At 61.5% G+C, this 16879-nt stretch carries 16 protein-coding genes; 5 read left to right on the plus strand and 11 right to left on the minus strand.

Annotation, left to right across the window (positions count from 1 at the left end; all coding sequences use genetic code 11):
- Window positions 1-306: 306 nt before the first annotated feature.
- Genes AB5Y47_RS12635 through AB5Y47_RS12660 form a run of 6 tightly spaced genes read right to left on the minus strand, consistent with a single transcriptional unit; the run spans window position 307 to window position 5137 of the window.
- Window positions 307-1485, minus strand: a complete 1179-nt coding sequence (locus AB5Y47_RS12635; protein WP_049637202.1) for a hypothetical protein — start codon at window positions 1483-1485, stop codon at window positions 307-309.
- Between the two features lie 2 nt (window positions 1486-1487).
- Entirely contained in the window at window positions 1488-2150 is a 663-nt protein-coding gene (locus tag AB5Y47_RS12640; RefSeq protein WP_049637203.1) for an energy transducer TonB, read from the minus strand.
- Window positions 2147-2548, minus strand: a complete 402-nt coding sequence (locus AB5Y47_RS12645) for a biopolymer transporter ExbD (protein ID WP_010672232.1) — start codon at window positions 2546-2548, stop codon at window positions 2147-2149. Before AB5Y47_RS12645 ends, AB5Y47_RS12640 begins: the two co-directional genes overlap by 4 nt.
- The gene (locus AB5Y47_RS12650; RefSeq protein ID WP_049637204.1) at window positions 2545-3075 is read right to left on the minus strand and encodes a MotA/TolQ/ExbB proton channel family protein; all 531 of its coding nucleotides are present in this window, start codon (window positions 3073-3075) and stop codon (window positions 2545-2547) included. Before AB5Y47_RS12650 ends, AB5Y47_RS12645 begins: the two co-directional genes overlap by 4 nt.
- The gene (locus AB5Y47_RS12655; RefSeq protein WP_039040619.1) at window positions 3072-4379 is read right to left on the minus strand and encodes a MotA/TolQ/ExbB proton channel family protein; all 1308 of its coding nucleotides are present in this window, start codon (window positions 4377-4379) and stop codon (window positions 3072-3074) included. Before AB5Y47_RS12655 ends, AB5Y47_RS12650 begins: the two co-directional genes overlap by 4 nt.
- Window positions 4376-5137 carry a DUF3450 domain-containing protein gene (locus AB5Y47_RS12660; protein WP_045522614.1) on the minus strand — a complete coding sequence of 254 codons (762 nt, stop codon included), beginning with the start codon at window positions 5135-5137 and terminating at the stop codon, window positions 4376-4378. Before AB5Y47_RS12660 ends, AB5Y47_RS12655 begins: the two co-directional genes overlap by 4 nt.
- A 211-nt stretch (window positions 5138-5348) precedes the next feature.
- Here AB5Y47_RS12660 and AB5Y47_RS12665 point away from each other — a divergent pair, with 211 nt between their 5' ends.
- A complete protein-coding gene (locus AB5Y47_RS12665) occupies window positions 5349-6125 on the plus strand; it encodes a LuxR family transcriptional regulator (protein WP_010672236.1) in 777 nt (258 codons plus the stop codon).
- 63 nt (window positions 6126-6188) lie between these two features.
- Here the strand turns inward: AB5Y47_RS12665 and glmS are convergent, their stop codons facing one another.
- Together glmS and AB5Y47_RS12675 are read right to left on the minus strand one after the other, a co-directional pair.
- On the minus strand, window positions 6189-8021 hold the full coding sequence (gene glmS / locus AB5Y47_RS12670; protein WP_017410462.1) for a glutamine--fructose-6-phosphate transaminase (isomerizing): 1833 nt from the start codon (window positions 8019-8021) through the stop codon (window positions 6189-6191).
- A 55-nt stretch (window positions 8022-8076) separates the two neighbouring features.
- Window positions 8077-8850, minus strand: a complete 774-nt coding sequence (locus tag AB5Y47_RS12675; protein ID WP_017410463.1) for a DeoR/GlpR family DNA-binding transcription regulator — start codon at window positions 8848-8850, stop codon at window positions 8077-8079.
- Window positions 8851-8972: 122 nt separating this feature from the next.
- Here AB5Y47_RS12675 and blrA point away from each other — a divergent pair, with 122 nt between their 5' ends.
- The 4 genes from blrA (at window position 8973) to creD (ending at window position 13510) form a co-directional block, all read left to right on the plus strand.
- Window positions 8973-9647, plus strand: a complete 675-nt coding sequence (gene blrA / locus AB5Y47_RS12680; protein WP_368220284.1) for a beta-lactam response regulator transcription factor BlrA — start codon at window positions 8973-8975, stop codon at window positions 9645-9647.
- 34 nt (window positions 9648-9681) lie between these two features.
- Entirely contained in the window at window positions 9682-11103 is a 1422-nt protein-coding gene (gene blrB, locus AB5Y47_RS12685; RefSeq protein ID WP_368220285.1) for a beta-lactam sensor histidine kinase BlrB, read from the plus strand.
- A 99-nt stretch (window positions 11104-11202) separates the two neighbouring features.
- Window positions 11203-11997 carry a class D beta-lactamase gene (blaOXA, locus tag AB5Y47_RS12690; protein ID WP_160839298.1) on the plus strand — a complete coding sequence of 265 codons (795 nt, stop codon included), beginning with the start codon at window positions 11203-11205 and terminating at the stop codon, window positions 11995-11997.
- 121 nt (window positions 11998-12118) lie between these two features.
- Complete coding sequence (gene creD, locus AB5Y47_RS12695) at window positions 12119-13510, plus strand: cell envelope integrity protein CreD (RefSeq protein ID WP_319886054.1); 1392 nt, start codon at window positions 12119-12121, stop codon at window positions 13508-13510.
- Window positions 13511-13561: 51 nt separating this feature from the next.
- On the opposite strand, the gene glmU is transcribed toward creD, so the two are convergent.
- The 3 genes from glmU to atpD form a co-directional block, all read right to left on the minus strand.
- Window positions 13562-14923 carry a bifunctional UDP-N-acetylglucosamine diphosphorylase/glucosamine-1-phosphate N-acetyltransferase GlmU gene (gene glmU, locus AB5Y47_RS12700; protein WP_368220286.1) on the minus strand — a complete coding sequence of 454 codons (1362 nt, stop codon included), beginning with the start codon at window positions 14921-14923 and terminating at the stop codon, window positions 13562-13564.
- A gap of 93 nt (window positions 14924-15016) precedes the next feature.
- Entirely contained in the window at window positions 15017-15445 is a 429-nt protein-coding gene (locus AB5Y47_RS12705) for a F0F1 ATP synthase subunit epsilon (protein ID WP_010672259.1), read from the minus strand.
- An 18-nt stretch (window positions 15446-15463) separates the two neighbouring features.
- Window positions 15464-16852 carry a F0F1 ATP synthase subunit beta gene (gene atpD, locus AB5Y47_RS12710; protein WP_010672260.1) on the minus strand — a complete coding sequence of 463 codons (1389 nt, stop codon included), beginning with the start codon at window positions 16850-16852 and terminating at the stop codon, window positions 15464-15466.
- Window positions 16853-16879 lie beyond the last annotated feature (27 nt).

Consider the following 16879-nt stretch of genomic DNA (forward strand, 5'->3'; position numbering starts at 1 on the left):
TTTTTGATGCTCGATGCTGTGAGTGCCCACACAGATTGCTTGATTCAAATTGTTAAAGAGCGTCACGCTTATCGCGTTGAGGAGGCGCATCTTACACTCCTCACTTCGAAAGTCAAGCGGTTGTTTTCGCTTTTCTTTCGGCGCCCACTTCCTAAGGAAGCTGGCTCATCAGGTTGGCGTGTTCCGCCGTGCTGGTAGGGGCGCATTATAGGGAGCCGCGCCGGGATGACAAGGGCTTTTTGTAAAAATGCGCTCGTTTGCTGAAAAAGCAGGCTAAACCCCATGAAATGAGAGTTTACCCCAGTTTCATGCCGCTTTTTTGTTCATACCGTCAGTCTGGGCCTGAATGTAGTTGACCCAGCTGGTCGCCCTTTCTTGCCAGTTGTTCTGCTGTTGCAGCTCGCGAGCCAACACCAGCGCCTGAGCATATTGTTCTTTATTGAGATGTGCCTGCACCAGCAGGGCCTTGGCTCTGTTGCCCTGCTCTCCCTTCACCGACTTGATGGCCGCGAGCTGGGTCATGGCGGCATCCGTCTTGCCCTGTTGCAGCAGCAGTTCGGCGGCTCGCATGGCGGCCTTGGGGTGAGCATGTTCCCGGGCAAGCAGTTGCCAGCTGTCCACAGCCTTCGGCCACTCACGCGCCCCTTCCCACAACTGGGCAAGCAATTGTCGGTTCTCGGCGTTCTGCTTCATCTGTCCCTTGGCCATGGCAGACTCCAGCAGACGCGCACCGCGATAGGGCAGCCCCTGCCAGGCATACAGGCGGATCAGCTGGTTGCGGGCGGCGGCATCATCCATCAGCTGACGGTCGATGGCGGTTTGCAGCAGTGCAAGCGCTCGATCACCACGCTTGGCGGAGAGATTGAGCGACACCGCCTGCTGCCACCACTTGCTCTCTTTCGGCTCGCGGCGGATCAACTCTTCGGCCTGATCCGCAGCCACGCCGTAACGCTGCAATGCAGTGAGGGCAGAGAGGCGGATGATGGCTGCCTGCTTCTGCCAGCTTTTCTTCAACAGTTGTTCACTCTGGCTGGCTGCCTCGCCGTACTGCTTGTTGTGGTAATAGAGGCCAGCCAAGCGCAGACGCAAGATATCGTCAGCCTTGATGGCCAATGCGGCCTTGTAGCTGGCGATGGCGCCGGACCAGTTGGATTGCTGGGCCTGGATATCCCCGCGCAGACGCAACAACTGAAGTCGTTGCTGCTCTGGCCACTCTTTATAGGCAAGAGCCTGCTCCACGTAGCGACTCGCCTGTGCGGTCTGCTGCAGGTTGGCGGCCAGAGAGGCCTGTAACTGCGCCAGCCAGGCGTGCTCAGCCTCGGAACCGGCTTTGAGCACAGCCGCCTTGCTCTGGGCCTGTTGCCACTTGCCGGATTGATAGAGCTTCATCACGGGCTCCAGCTGGCGGGAGAAATGAGGGCTCACCTCCATCGCCAGACAGGCTTGGCTGACCAGGGCCAGCAGACAGATCCAGATCCGCAACATGGTTATGACTCCAATTTGAATTTGAGCGTGATGACTTGCACCAGCTTGTCGGTGGCGCCCGGCCTAGGCTGATAGCGCCACTTGTTGATCGCCTGAATGGCCGCTCGCTCGAACTGGCGCTTCGGCTTGGCCTCGACCACCTCCACATCCTGTACCCGGCCGTCGGCATCGACGCTGAAACGCAAGGTCACGGACCCCTCGATGCCTGCCTGCTGGGCCCGGTAGGGATAAACGGGCTCAACCCGTTGTAGTGGCATCAAGAGGTCGCTGGCACCGATTCCAGCGCCCTGCTGCTGACCATGGAAATTGCCGCTCGCGACCGGAGTGGGACTGGTCGCCACGCCAGGGGCGGAGACCTGTACCGCACTCAGGGTCGAGACCAGATCCAGGCTCGGCTGTACCGAAGGCAGCGGGGCCGCCGCCGGCATGGGCATCGGTGTCGAAGCCAGCGCGGCAGGCGGCTCCGGCAAGGGTTCCGGCTCCTGGGGTACCGGCCGCTCACGCACCTGTACCTCGGTCACCTCGTTCTGCATGTTGATGACGATGGATTTCTGCTCTGTAGTCGCCTTCTCCCCTCCGGGCGGCTCCACCAGGGTGGCCATGAACAACAGGATGCCCAGACTGAGGGCGGTCCCCAGTCCCAGGCTCATCAACTTGTGTTTCATTTCGGTGCCACCGCTACGGCGATGTTGGCGATGCCTGCCGCCTTGGCTTCATCCATCACCCGCACCACCTTGCCGTGGGGTACCCGTTCATCGGCCTGGATCACCAGGCTTGCCTCGGGCTGCTCCGCCAACAGTCGGGCGAGGGTGGCCTGCACCCGCTCCACATCCACCTGTTTGCGGTCGAGGAAGATCTGCCCCTGAGCGCCGATCGCCAGCATGATGCTGGACGATTTCTGCGCCTTGGCCTGGCTGGCCTGGGGTCTGTGTACCTCAAGCCCGGCTTCGCGCACGAAGGAGGTGGTCACGATGAAGAAGATCAGCATGATGAAGACGATATCCAGCATGGGGGTCATGTCGATCTGCACTTCGTCACGCTGGCGTTTGGATTGCCGTCTCATTGCATTACCTTCTCTTCTCGCAGGCCGTCCCGGGTCTTGGCCAGCGCACGCTTGGCCTGACTCTCGAGCCGGCTAAGTAACAACACGCCGGAGAGGGCCACCACCATGCCTGCCATGGTGGGGATGGTGGCGCGGGAGATCCCTCCCGCCATGCTCTCCGGGTTAAAGCGGTTGGCCGCAGCCAGCGCATCGAATACGCCTATCATGCCGGTCACTGTACCCAGCAACCCCAGCATGGGGCAGAGCACCACCAGGGTGCGGATGAAGATCAGATGACGGTTGAGCGCCAGCTCCACTTCTGCCAGCCAGCGCCCGCGAATCGCGCGAGCGTGCCAGCTGTGACGCTCGCGACGCGCCTGCCAGCGGCCCAGCAGCTGACACTGCAACGGTGCAAACCCCAGGTTGAGGTAGAGCAGCCGCTCGATCATCAGAATCCACATCAGCACCAGCAAGGCCAGAATGACCCAGAGCACCGGGCCGCCACGGCCCATGAAGCTCTGCAACTGCTGCCAGATGTCGAGCATCATGCTACCCGCTCCACCCTGTCACCATTGCTTTCGGCCCGCTCGGCCAGGATCCCGGCCACCTGCTGTTCCAGCACGTTGGAGAGCTCGGTGAAACGGGACTGCAACAGGCTGTGGGCCAGGATCAGCGGAATGGCCGCTACCAGACCCTGCACCGTGGTGACCAAGGCCATGGAGATGCCGCCCGCCATGATCTTGGGATCGCCGGTACCGAACTGGGTGATGGCCTGGAAGGTGCCGATCATACCGGTCACTGTCCCGAGCAGACCCAGCATTGGGGCGATGGCCGCGATCACCTTGACCATGCCGATGCCGCGCTCCAGGCGAGGGGTCTCCTGCAGGATCGCCTCATCCAGACGCAGTTCGAGGGTCTCCATGCTCAGTTCTGGATGCTTGTCAGCCACCGTCAGCACCCGGCCGAGGGCGTTGTCGGCATGATATTCACCGCTCTTGAGCTGGCGACGAACCCGACCCAGTTCGCGAGAGAGGCTCCACAGCCGTACTCCAGCGATCCCCAGGCCGATAGCGGCCAGCAGCACGATGATGGCGCCGACCTGGCCGCCCTGCTGGACTTGCTGCCAGAAGGTGGGCGCCTGGGCCAGCATATCGAGCAGAACACCGTGGGAGGGATCCAGCGGCAACGCTTCTCCCTCCTGACCCTGATAAGCGGCCACAGCGGAAAGCACGCTGCCTGGCAGGCCCAGCACCGGACTCAGGCCTTCGGCCTCCGGTTGCAAGAAACCAGCATCGCCCAGCAGGGCGAAGCTGCCGATCCGGGTCAACGTCTGCTCGCTGGCAACGCCCTGGGCATCAAGCACCTTGCCGTTGAACTGGGCAACCCGGCCCGATTCGCGGATCTCCTGTAGCAAGGTGGCTGGCAGCAGGGCAAGGGCGGCGCGATCAGGCACCTGTTTATCCTGTGCCATGGTTTTCAGCGGGGCGAGGCGATCAGGATACTGGCCCTCGACGGCGGATTCGCTCAGCAGCTTGACCGCATCGCTTGCCCCCTGACGGGTGACAGCAAAGATGTCGTTCATGTCGCCGGAGGCTTGCTCCCACTGGGTATTGAGCTCCACCAGCTGCTTTTCATTGGCCGCGAACTGGCTGGCCAGCTCCTTGCTCAGGCGCTGGGCCTCGGCCAGCTTGGTACGGGCAGTGCTCAGCTCCCTGGAGACAGACGCCAGATCCTGCTGAGCCTTCTGTTCACGGGCCTGTTCCTGCTGCTGCCAGGCTTCCTCGGCCACGGCGGCTGTGGTGCCCAGAGAGAGGGCGAGGGCAAGGGGTAACCACTTCATGGTGACGCTCATGACTGGGCCTCCTGACCACGGCTGACGGAAAGGGGGACATTCAACAACTGGGGAACTTTCTTGTCGGCAGCCATTTCCAACGCCTCGGCGATGGGGGAGAGCCACTGGCCGTCGAGGGCTTGCCACTGCTTGTGCTCGGCAGACCAACGCCACGCCTGGGAGCGATCGGCGGTCATCGCCAGCAGGGAGACCCGGCCCAGAGCCAGCACATCGACCCGGCGCGGTGCGCCATCCAGCACCAGCTCGGCGGAATAATGGTCCAGCCTGCTGCCGTATTCGGCTTCAATCTGATAGGCCTGCAATAGCTGGCGGAACTTCTCCGCCTCGCTCACATCGGCTCTGGCCAGCGTCGCTTTCAAGGCAGCAACCCGCGCCAGACGATCCTCCCTGCGCAGCGGGATGTCATCCTGTACCAGCTGTTCCAGATCGGCTTGCATCTGCAGCATCAGGGGGACAAGCCCCTGCCTGGTCTCCTGTACCGCTTCCAACTGCTGGCTCAGCTTGCCCAGCTCGTTTTGCTGATCGGCCACCAGAGACTGCATGTAGCGGTTGTAGGCTTCCAGATCCCGCAGTTGCAGTTGGGCATTTTGCAGCTCAATCCTGGCGGCGACGGCTCCATCGGCGGCTTTCTCCACACGCAGCTGGGAGGCTTTCCCGTCGGCGATACTGTTCTTCAATGCTGGCGCAACCACTTCGTCGGCGGACACGACGCAATGAACGGCCATGGGTAACAAGGCCAGACCCCAAAACTTGTTCATGATATAAATCTTAACAATGATAACTATTCTCATTGTCTCAAAGAGTAGGGTCACTGGCAATCAGATGATTTTCTTGGCCTCTGGCCGAAAAAACAGGATACTTTTTAGACAAGTACGGGAATAACTGGCGTTGGTAGTCGCAACACCATTTTAAATAACTAAAAAATGTCTTTTCGATCAGCAAGATAAGTGATCGAAAAAGGAGACTTACATGTTTAACGATGCGATCTGGGAACACATAGATCGGTTCACCAAGGCGAAGAAGACCAGCGAGATCCAGCAACAACTGGAGCGCTTCAGTCATCAGATGGGGTTTGATTACTTCCGTTTGCTGATTATTTTCCCCATCAGTATGCAGAAATCCCATGTGGCCTTGTTCAACAACTGCCCCACCAGCTGGTTTGATGCCTATTCGGAACGACACTACCTGACCCAGGATCCGGTCGTCTTCCTGGGACTGAAGCAGACCCAGCCCATCTTCTGGAACAAGCTCGATTGTGATGCCCCCTGGTTGCCCAGCGCCAGCAGGGAAGTAATGAACCTCGCCGCCGACTTCGGGGTGAGGAACGGCGTCTCCTTCCCGCTGCACACGCCGCAGGGGGAACACGGCATCCTCTCTTTCATCAGCAAGGAGAAGTCCAATTCCGATCTGATGTTTGAAAACGTTCCCCTGCTGTCATTCTGTGCCAGCTACATCTTCAACTCGGCCCTGACCCTCATCAAGGCCAGGCCAGACCTGATGAAATACCTGGCCGAGCTGTCGGATCGGGAGAAGGAGTGCCTGTTCTGGGCCAGCGAGGGCAAGACCTCCTGGGAGATCGCCACCATCCTCGGCATCAGCGAGCGAACCGTGAACTTCCACCTCAATCAGGTCACCAACAAGACGGACTCGCGCAACCGCAACCAGGCGATCGCCAAGAGTATCTCCAGCGGCATCATTGTGCCCTCGCTGGACGACGTGACCATCACCAACCTGCGACTGTCGTAACGGCCACCAAGCCAGACAAACAAAAAGAGCCGCAATGCGGCTCTTTTCATTTCCGGCGACGGCTTATTCCACAGTCACGGATTTGGCCAGGTTGCGCGGCTGATCCACGTCGGTGCCCTTGATGAGGGCAACGTGGTAGGAGAGCAGCTGCAGCGGCACGGTATAGACGATCGGCGCGATCATCTCTTCCACGTGATTCAGGCTCATCACCCGCATGGTCTCGTCGCTCTTGAAGCCGGCATCAGCATCGGCGAACACGTAGAGGATACCGCCACGAGCACGCACCTCTTCCACGTTGGACTTGAGCTTCTCCAGCAGATCGTTGTTCGGCGCCACGACGATGATGGGCATCTCGGCATCGATCAGCGCCAGCGGGCCATGCTTCAGCTCACCGGCGGCATAGGCCTCGGCGTGGATGTAGGAGATCTCTTTGAGCTTGAGTGCCCCTTCCATGGCGATGGGGTACTGGCTGCCACGACCGAGGAACAGGCTGTGATGCTTGTCGGCAAACTCTTCGGCCAAGGCTTCGATATCCTTGGCCAGCGCCAGGCTCTCCTTGATGCGCAGCGGCAGGGCTTGCAGCGCCTTGACCAGCTCGGCCTCGGCGGCGGCACTCAGGTTGCCACGGCAGTGACCGACCGAGGCCACCAGCATCAGCAGACCGGCCAGCTGAGTGGTGAACGCCTTGGTGGAGGCCACCCCGATCTCGGCTCCAGCCCGGGTCATAAAGGCCAGATCCGATTCACGCACCAGGGAAGAGCCCGGCACGTTGCAGATGGCCAGCGAGCTCATGTAGCCGGACTCCTTGGCCAGTCGCAGGGCGGCCAGGGTGTCGGCGGTCTCGCCGCTCTGGGAGAGGGTCACCAGCAGGCTGTTGGGGCGCACCACCGACTTGCGATAGCGGAACTCGGAGGCGATCTCCACGTCGCAGGAGACGCCGGCGATCTCTTCAAACCAGTAGCGCGCCACCATGCCGGAGTTGTAGGAGGTGCCGCAGGCGACGATCTGGACGTGCTCGACCTTGTCGAAGATGGCGCGAGCGCCGTTGCCGAACGACTCGACCACCACGTGATCCGAACCCAGACGACCTTCCAGGGTATTGGTGATGGCCTTGGGCTGCTCGTAGATCTCTTTCAGCATGTAGTGACGGTATTCACCCTTGTCACCGGCATCGTGGGAGAGCTCGGACTCCAGCTCCTCGCGCACCACGGCCTCGCCGTGGGTATCGAAAATGTGCACGTCGCGGCGGGTCACTTCGGCCACGTCACCCTCTTCCAGGAAGATGAATCGACGGGTCACCGGCAGCAGTGCCATCTGGTCGGAGGCGATGAAGTTCTCGCCGATACCGCGACCGATCACCAGCGGGGAGCCGGAGCGGGCCACCACCACGCGGCTGTCGTCACGGCTGTCCATCACCACGGTGCCGTAGGCGCCGCGCAGCTGCTTCACCGCGACCTGCATGGCCGCCAGCAGGCTGGGGGCGGATTTCAGCTCGTGGTGCACCAGGTGGGCGATCACCTCGGTATCGGTGTCGGAGCTGAACACATAGCCCAGCGCCTTGAGCTCTTCACGCAGCTCTTCGTGGTTCTCGATGATGCCGTTGTGCACCACCACGATATGCTCGGAGACGTGGGGGTGAGCGTTGCGCTCGGACGGCTCGCCATGGGTAGCCCAACGGGTGTGGGCAATGCCGGTACCACCGTGGACGGACTGCTCTTCCAGCGCCTTGGCCAGCTCGGCCACCTTGCCCAGACGACGCACCCGCTGCAGCGGCTGGTTGGCGCTGAACACGGCGACACCGGCCGAATCGTAGCCACGGTATTCCAGACGGCGCAGACCCTCTACCAGGATTTCAGCCACATCACGTTGGGCGACGGCCCCGACGATGCCACACATACACTTCTCCTTGAGACGTAAGACGTTAATTCGGTTGGATATTGGTTTGTTCAGGTCAAACAGCCACGGGGGCGCAAATCAGCTGGATCCCCCTGGCCTGGATCTGTTCTCTGGCCGCACTGGCCAGCCCCTCGTCGGTCACCAGGGTATGGATGCCGGACCAGGGCAGTTCGAGATTGGGGATCTTGCGGCCGATCTTCTCCGACTCCACCATGACGATGACCTCTCGCGACACTTCGGCCATGACCCGGGAGAGGCCCACCAGCTCATTGAAGGTGGTGGTACCGCGTTCCGGGTCAATGCCGTCGGCACCGATGAACAGCTGGTCGAAGTCATAGGAGCGCAGCACCTGCTCCGCCACCTGCCCCTGGAAGGATTCGGAGTGGGGATCCCAGGTGCCGCCGGTCATCAGCAGGGTGGGTTCGTTCTCCAGTTCGCGCAGGGCACCGGCCACGTTGAGGGAGTTGGTCATCACGATGAGGCCGCGCTTGTTGCCCAGCATGGGGATCATGGCGCTGGTGGTGCTGCCGCTGTCGATGATGACGCGATTGTGATCACGGATCCGTTCGGCGGCCGCACGGGCGATCGCCAGCTTTCGTTTCGAAACTTGCTCGGGATTGCTCTCCACCACCATCTCGGAGGGCAGAGGAACGGCACCGCCGTAACGGCGTAGCAGCAGGCCACCGGTCTCCAGCACCGCCAGATCTTTGCGGATGGTCACCTCGGAAGTGGCGAAGTGTTTGGCCAGGGCATCGACGCTGACTTCCCCCTGCTCCTGCACCAGACTCACTATGGTGTGACGGCGCTGCTGTGTGTTGCGTTTGGTCATTTATAAGTTTCGATTCGAAAGAATGACGAAATATTAATGCCTTTTCGGGAAAAATCAAACGGCAAATAGGATCCGATTTGGTTCGATGCCAGAATGAGGAGCCGATTTGCGACGAGGACGCCATGCAAAAACGACTCATCTGGCTGGTGGAAGATGAAGCCAGCATTGCCGATACCCTGATCTATGCCCTGCAGACCGATGGTTTCGAGGTGGAGTGGTTCCCCCTCGGTCAGCCGTTGCTGGCGCGACTGGAACAGACGCGACCGGATTTTTTGATCCTGGATGTGGGGCTGCCGGATATCAGCGGTTTCGAACTGTGCAAGCGGGTGCGGGCACTGACCGATATTCCCCTGATGTTTCTCACCGCCCGCAGCGAGGAGATAGACCGGCTGATCGGACTGGAGATCGGCGCCGACGACTATGTGGCCAAGCCCTTCTCGCCACGGGAAGTGTGCGCCCGGGTGCGGGTCATCCTGCGCCGCAGCCAGCCAACCACGCCCCCACCGAGCCAGTTGCTGGCGCTGGACGAGGAGCGGGCCCGCATCAGCTTTCACGGCCAGCCGCTGGCGCTCACCCGTTACGAATACCTGCTGCTCAAGACCCTGATGCAGGCGCCGGGCCGGGTCTACTCCCGCCAGCAGCTGATGGATCTGGTGTGGAGCGGGGCGGAGGAGAGCCTGGATCGCACCGTCGACACCCACATCAAGACTCTGCGGGCCAAGCTGCGGGAGCGGGACCCTGACGCCAACCTGATCCTGACCCACCGCGGGCTCGGCTACAGCCTGGAGCTGGCATGAACAGAGGATGGCCTGACACCGACCGGAGGACGCCATGAGGATCGGGCTGCAACTGCTGTGCGGGCTGGTGCTGATCTTCGCGCTGGCTGCCTGGTTCGTGCTGGAGATCTTCGTCGAGGAGATCAAGCCCGGGGTACGCAGCGCCACCGAAGATACCCTGGTGGACATGGCCCAGATGCTGGCCCCCCTGGCCCTGGACGACATGCAGGAAGGAAAGATGGCGAATGGCCGGCTGGCCAGCGCCTTCGCCCGCCTCAACCAGAGTCCCATCAATGCCCTCATCGATGGCCACCTCAAGCAGCAGGCGGAGTACCGCATCTATGTGACCGACGCAAAAGGCAGGGTGGTCTACGACTCGGACGGGGTGGATCTGGGCAAGGACTACTCGCGCTGGAACGACGTCTACCTGACCCTGCGTGGCGAATATGGCGCCCGCAGCACCCGCAGCGACCCCGACGATCCCGCCAGCTCGGTGATGCACGTGGCCGCCCCGCTGCGGGAAGGGGATGACATCCTCGGCTCCCTCACCGTCGCCAAGCCCAACAGCACCCTGCAGCCCATGATAGAGCGCAGCGAACAGCAGTTGCTGAAAGGGGCGGCCCTGCTGCTGTTCATCTCGCTGCTCATCGGCGCCTTGCTGGTGTGGTGGCTCAACCGCGCCATCGGCAAGCTGGTGCACTATGCGGATGCAATCAGCCAGGGTCAGCCCGCCAGCCTGCCGCGCCTCTACAGCCCCGAACTGGACAGGCTAGGCCACTCCCTGGAAACCATGCGCCGCCAACTGGACGGCAAGGCCTATATCGAGGCCTATGTCCACAGCCTGACCCACGAGCTCAAAAGCCCGCTGGCGGCCATTCGCGGGGCGGGGGAGATCCTGGCCGAGGCGCCGCCGCCGGACATCGCAAAGCGCTTTATCGGCAACATCAATCTGGAGACGGCCCGCATGCAGCAGCTGATCGAGCGCATGCTGCAACTCGCCCGCCTCGAATCAGGGCAGGGGCTGGACAGACAATCCGTTGAGCCGGCCCGGCTGGGCAGACGGGTGCTCGATGCCCGCCAGATCCAGGCCCAGCGCCGCCAGATCGCCCTGCACGCCGAGCTGGGGGAAGGTCAGAAGCAGAAGTGGGATCCCCTGCTGGTGGAGCAGGCCCTTGGCAACCTGCTGGACAACGCCCTCGATTTCGCCCCCGCCGGCAGTACCCTGGTGCTGAGCGGCGCCATGGAGGAGGGGGGTTACTGCTACCGGGTGCGGGATCAGGGGCCAGGCATTCCCGACTTTGCGCTGCCCAGGATTTTCGAGCGTTTCTACTCCCTGCCAAGGCCAGACAAGGGCAAGAGCAGCGGCCTCGGGCTCAGTTTTGCCATGGAGGTGGCACGCCAGCATGGCGGCCATCTTGCTCTTGCCAATCAGCCGGACGGGGGGGTGCTGGCCACACTCTGGCTGCCCGGCAACTGAGGACACTTCACACCAAGCACACAGAGCCGGGCTAAGCTGCACCTCCTCGATGACGACCGTCCCCGTCGATGCGCATTCATATTAATCAAGGAGATAGATATGCCCCGTATGCTGTTGTCCGGTCTGCTTGCCGCTGGCCTCTTCTGTGCACTGCCTGCCAGCGCCGCTTCTGGCTGCATGCTGTTTGCCGATGGCACCGGCAAACCCGTCAGCACCCTGGGGGACTGTGCCGCCCAGTTGACCCCGGCCTCCACCTTCAAGATCCCGCTGGCACTGATGGGCTATGACAGCGGCTTTCTGGTGGATGAACAACTGCCGGCCCTGCCGTTCAAGGCCGGTGATCCTGATTTCCTGCCGGAGTGGAAACAGACCACCACCCCGAGCAGCTGGATGCAATTCTCGGTCATCTGGTACTCGCAGCGCCTCACCGAGTGGCTGGGAGAGGCTCGCTTCCAGCACTACGTGGACAGCTTCGACTACGGCAACCGGGATCTCGAAGGCAACCCGGGCAAGCACGACGGTCTGACCCAGGCCTGGCTCAGCGCCAGCCTCGCCATCAGCCCCCAGGAGCAAGCCCGCTTCCTTGGCAAGATGGTGAGCGGCAAGCTGCCGGTCTCCGCCAAGACCCTGCGCCATACCGCCAACCTGATGCGTCAGCCCGACATCGACGGTTGGCAGATCCACGGCAAGACCGGCATGGGTTACCCCAAGCTGCTGGATGGCAGCCTGGACAGGGAGCAGCAGATCGGCTGGTTCGTCGGCTGGGCCAGCAAACAGGACAAGACGCTCATCTTCGTCCACACCGTTATCCAGAAGCCGGGCAAGCAGTTCGCTTCCCTCAGGGCCAGGGAGGAGGTGTTCGCCGCCCTGCCGGCCCGGTTGAAGACACTCTGATGCCAGCAAAACCGGCGCCTGGCGCCGGTTTTTTTATCCCCCTTCACCACCGCTTCACACTGCCCCATCCTCCCTTCACGCGACCCCGGCACACTCCCGTTCAACAACAAGGAGACGTGTCATGGTCAAACAGATTTTCACCCACAAGATCGCCCTGCTGCTGTTGCTCTGCCTGCTGATGATGATCCCGGTTCACGCCATCATGGAGCTGAATCGGGAGCGCCAGGCCTATCGCAATCAGGCCATTCACAGCATCATGGCCAGCCACAGCGGGCCACAGCGCCTGATGGGGCCCGTACTGGTGCAGCCCTATACCCGGGCCATCACCGTCGAGCAGGATGGCAAACATTTCGTGCGCAAGGAGCAGGTCTATCGCTACCTGCTGCCCCAGAGGCTGGACGTGCGGGCCAGCATGGAGGTGACTCCGCGCAAGCTCGGCATCTATCAGGCCCAGATTTATCACAGTCGGCTCTCCCTCTCCGGCCTGATGCCCACCAGCCTGGCTGACAAAGGGCTGGTGGCCGGCAACCCGAACCTGAGCTTCGACCCGGCGGATCCCGCCCTGGTGCCGGGCAAACCCTATCTCAGCCTGATCCTCTCCGATGCCCGGGGCATCAGCCGCGTACCCGAACTGCAATGGGGGGAGCAACGCATCCCGTTTGCCCCTGGTGCCCAGCTGGGGGACGGGCGAGTGGGGATCCATGCCCCGCTCGACGCCTTGCCAGACGAAGATGGCCGCTTTCACATCGAGCTGGATCTGCAGGGCATGAATGCGCTGGAAGTGGTGCCGCTCGGACAGGACAGCCGGTTTCACCTGAACGGCAACTGGCCCCATCCCAATTTTCTCGGCGACTTTCTGCCCGGTGAACGCACCCTTGCGGATCAAGGGTTCGAGGCAAGCTGGCAGACCAGCTGGTTCGCCACCGACATGGAGAGCCGCTTCAACCGCATGATGAAGGGAGCGGACACCAAACTGCCGTCATTCAGCGTCAGCCTGGTGCAACCGGTGGATCACTATCAGCTGAACGAGCGGGCCGCCAAATATGCCCTGCTGTTCATCGGCCTCACCTTCATCAGCTTCTTCATGTTCGAGCTGCTAAAAGGGCTGCGGGTACACCCCATCCAGTACGCACTGGTGGGCATGGGGCTGGCCATCTTCTATCTGGTGCTGCTGGCGCTGACCGAGCATCTCGGCTTTACCTGGGCCTATCTCATTGCCGCCCTGGCCAGTGTGGCCCTCAACGGCTTCTACCTGAGCCATGTGCTGGGCGGCCCGAAACAGGGCATGGGATTCGCCGCCCTGCTGGGGCTGGTCTACGCCATTCTGTTCGGGCTGCTGCAGGCCGAGGAGACAGCCCTGTTGCTCGGCGCCCTGCTGCTGTTCGCCACCCTGGCGCTGGTCATGGGGCTGACTCGCAAGCTCGACTGGTATCAGGTGATGGAGAGCAGTCCCTCCGCCACCGCATGGGCGGCCCCCCAGCCATCGACCAGTGACACCAGTCATCAGCCATAAGCAAAAAAACCGGCGCCTTCGGGCGCCGGTTTGCATTTCATTGATCGGGCATCACTTCTTCTTGACCGGACGGGGCCAGTTGGGAATGTGGCGCTGGGGCACCCGGGTGATCACCAGCTCGTTTTCCGCCACATCCTTGGTGATGGTGGAACCCGCTCCCAGGGTCGCCCCCTTGCCGATGCGCACCGGCGCCACCAGCTGGGTATCGGAGCCGACAAACACATCGTCCTCGATGATGGTCTGGAACTTGTTCACCCCGTCGTAATTGCAGGTGATGGTGCCGGCACCGATGTTCACCTTGGCGCCGACGTCCGCATCCCCCAGATAGGTCAGATGACCGCACTTCGAGCCAACCCCCAGCCGGGCCTTCTTCATCTCGACGAAGTTGCCGACATGGGCATCCTGCTCCAGCACGGCACCCGGGCGCAGGCGGGTAAAGGGCCCGACCGAGCACTGGTCGGCAATTTGCGCACCTTCGATGACGGAGTAGGGTTTCACCTCGGTGTGGTCGCCGATCACGCAATCCTTCAATACGCTGCCGGCACCGATGCGCACGTGATTGCCCAGCACCACCTTGCCTTCGATGATGATGTTGACGTCGATCACCACCTCCTCCCCGATTTCCAGGGTGCCGCGCAGATCGAAACGGGCCGGATCGATCAGGGTGGCGCCAGCGATCATCAGCTTCTCGGCCTGCATCTGCTGGTAGCTGCGCTCGAGCGCCGCCAGCTGCACCCGGTTGTTGGCCCCTTCCACTTCCATGGTGCTGTCAGGGTGGACGGCGGCGATGGCACAGCCATCCCCATGGGCCATGGCGATGACGTCAGTCAGATAGAACTCGCCCTGGGCATTCTTGTTGTCCAGGCGGGAGAGCCAGCTACGTAGCTGACCACCGTTGGCCACCAGCACGCCGGTGTTCACTTCGCGGATGGCCAGCTGCTCGACGTTGGCATCCTTCTGCTCGACAATGCCGACCACCTGACCATGTTCCCGCACGATGCGGCCATAGCCGGTCGGGTTGTCCAGTACCACGGTCAGCAGCGCCATACCATCGTCGGTCTTGGCGGCCAGCAACCGTTGCAGGGTCTCGGGCTGGATCAGCGGGGTATCGCCGTAGAGCACCAGCACGTCGTCTTCGTCATGCCAGAACGGAATGGCCTGGGCAACGGCATGGCCGGTCCCCAGCTGCTGGGCCTGCAGCACCCAGTTCAGGTCGGATGCCTGGATCCGCTCCTTCAGCAGTTCGGCGCCGTGGCCATAGACCAGGTGCAGCTGTTCGGCACCGATCTGGCGGGCGGTATCGATCACATGGGAGACCATGGGCTTGCTGGCAACGGGGTGCAGCACCTTGGGCAGGGAGGAACGCATGCGGGTGCCTTTGCCCGCAGCCAGGATCACGACGTTGAGAGACATAGCTAGCCTTTGAAACAGGTGGAAATGCTGGGCGGAGTCTATCCAACGGGCAAAAAAAAAGCGACCCGAAGGTCGCTTTTTGCATCACCGTGATTAGCGGTAATTCTTTTTGACGATATCGATAACCCGCAGCTGGGCCATCGCTTTGGCCAGCTCGGCAGACGCCTGAGCATAGTCGATATCACCATGGGAGCTGTTGATCCGCTCTTCGGCACGACGCTTGGCTTCCTGGGCTTTCGCCTCATCCAGATCGTCTGCGCGAATGGCGGTATCGGCCAGCACGGTCACGGCTTCGGGTTGTACTTCCAGCATGCCGCCGGAGATGTACAGCACCTCTTCGCTACCATTTTGCTTGATCAAGCGGACCAGGCCCGGCTTGATGGCAGTCAGCAACGGAGCATGACCGTGGCGGAGACCCAGCTCACCTTCGGAGCCTGATACCTGGGCAGATTGCACGCGACCGGAAAACAGTTTTCCTTCGGCGCTCACCACATCCAGGTGAAAGGAGATCATCTCAGCCATGGGCCCTCCTATCGAGGCTTACAGTTTCTTGGACTTCTCGACGACTTCGTCGATGCCGCCAACCATGTAGAACGCCTGCTCCGGCAGATCGTCATACTCGCCCTTCAGGATGCCCTGGAAGCCACGGATGGTTTCCTTCAGCGGCACGTATTTGCCCGGAGAACCGGTAAACACTTCTGCCACGAAGAACGGCTGGGACAGGAAACGCTCGATCTTACGGGCACGGGCTACGGTCAGTTTGTCTTCTTCTGACAGTTCATCCATACCCAGGATGGCGATGATGTCCTTCAGCTCCTTGTAGCGCTGCAGTACGGTCTGAACGCCACGAGCGGTCTCGTAGTGCTCCTTGCCAACCACCAGCGGATCCAGCTGACGGGAGGTGGAGTCCAGCGGGTCAACGGCCGGGTAGATACCCAGTGCCGCGATCTGACGGGACAGTACGACGGTCGCATCCAGGTGGGCGAAGGTGGTCGCCGGAGACGGGTCGGTCAAGTCATCCGCAGGCACGTAAACGGCCTGTACGGAGGTGATGGAACCGGTCTTGGTGGAGGTGATGCGCTCTTGCAGAACACCCATCTCCTCGGCCAGGGTCGGCTGGTAACCTACTGCGGAGGGCATACGGCCCAGCAGTGCGGATACTTCGGTACCGGCCAGGGTGTAACGGTAGATGTTGTCCACGAAGAACAGCACGTCACGACCTTCGTCACGGAACTTCTCGGCCATGGTCAGGCCGGTCAGCGCCACGCGCAGACGGTTTCCGGGCGGCTCGTTCATCTGACCGTAAACCAGAGATACTTTGTCCAGTACGTTGGACTCCATCATCTCGTGGTAGAAGTCGTTACCCTCACGGGTACGCTCACCTACACCGGCGAACACGGAGTAACCACTGTGCTCGATCGCGATGTTACGGATCAGCTCCATCATGTTGACGGTCTTGCCTACACCGGCGCCGCCGAACAGACCAACCTTACCACCCTTGGCGAACGGACATACCAGGTCGATAACCTTGATGCCGGTCTCCAGCAGCTCGGTGCTGTTGGACTGATCTTCGTAGCTGGGGGCTTCGCGGTGGATGGACCAACGCTCTTCTTCGCCGATCGGACCCTTCTCGTCGATGGGGTCGCCCAGTACGTTCATGATACGGCCCAGGGTCGAGGTACCGACCGGTACCTGGATGGCCTTGCCGCTGTTAACTACTTCCAACCCACGACGCAGACCGTCGGAGGAACCCATGGTGATGCAACGCACGACGCCGCCGCCGATCTGTTGCTGAACTTCCAGTACCAGACCCTGGCCTTGGCCTTCGCTGACAACCTTCAGTGCATCGTACACCTGGGGCACGGCATTCTGCGGGAACTCGATGTCCACCACAGCGCCGATGATTTGGACGATGAAACCGTTACTCATGTCAAATCCTCTAAACCTTTGATAACC

The organism is Aeromonas sp. R7-2, assembly GCF_040908105.1.
GTDB lineage: Bacteria > Pseudomonadota > Gammaproteobacteria > Enterobacterales > Aeromonadaceae > Aeromonas > Aeromonas caviae.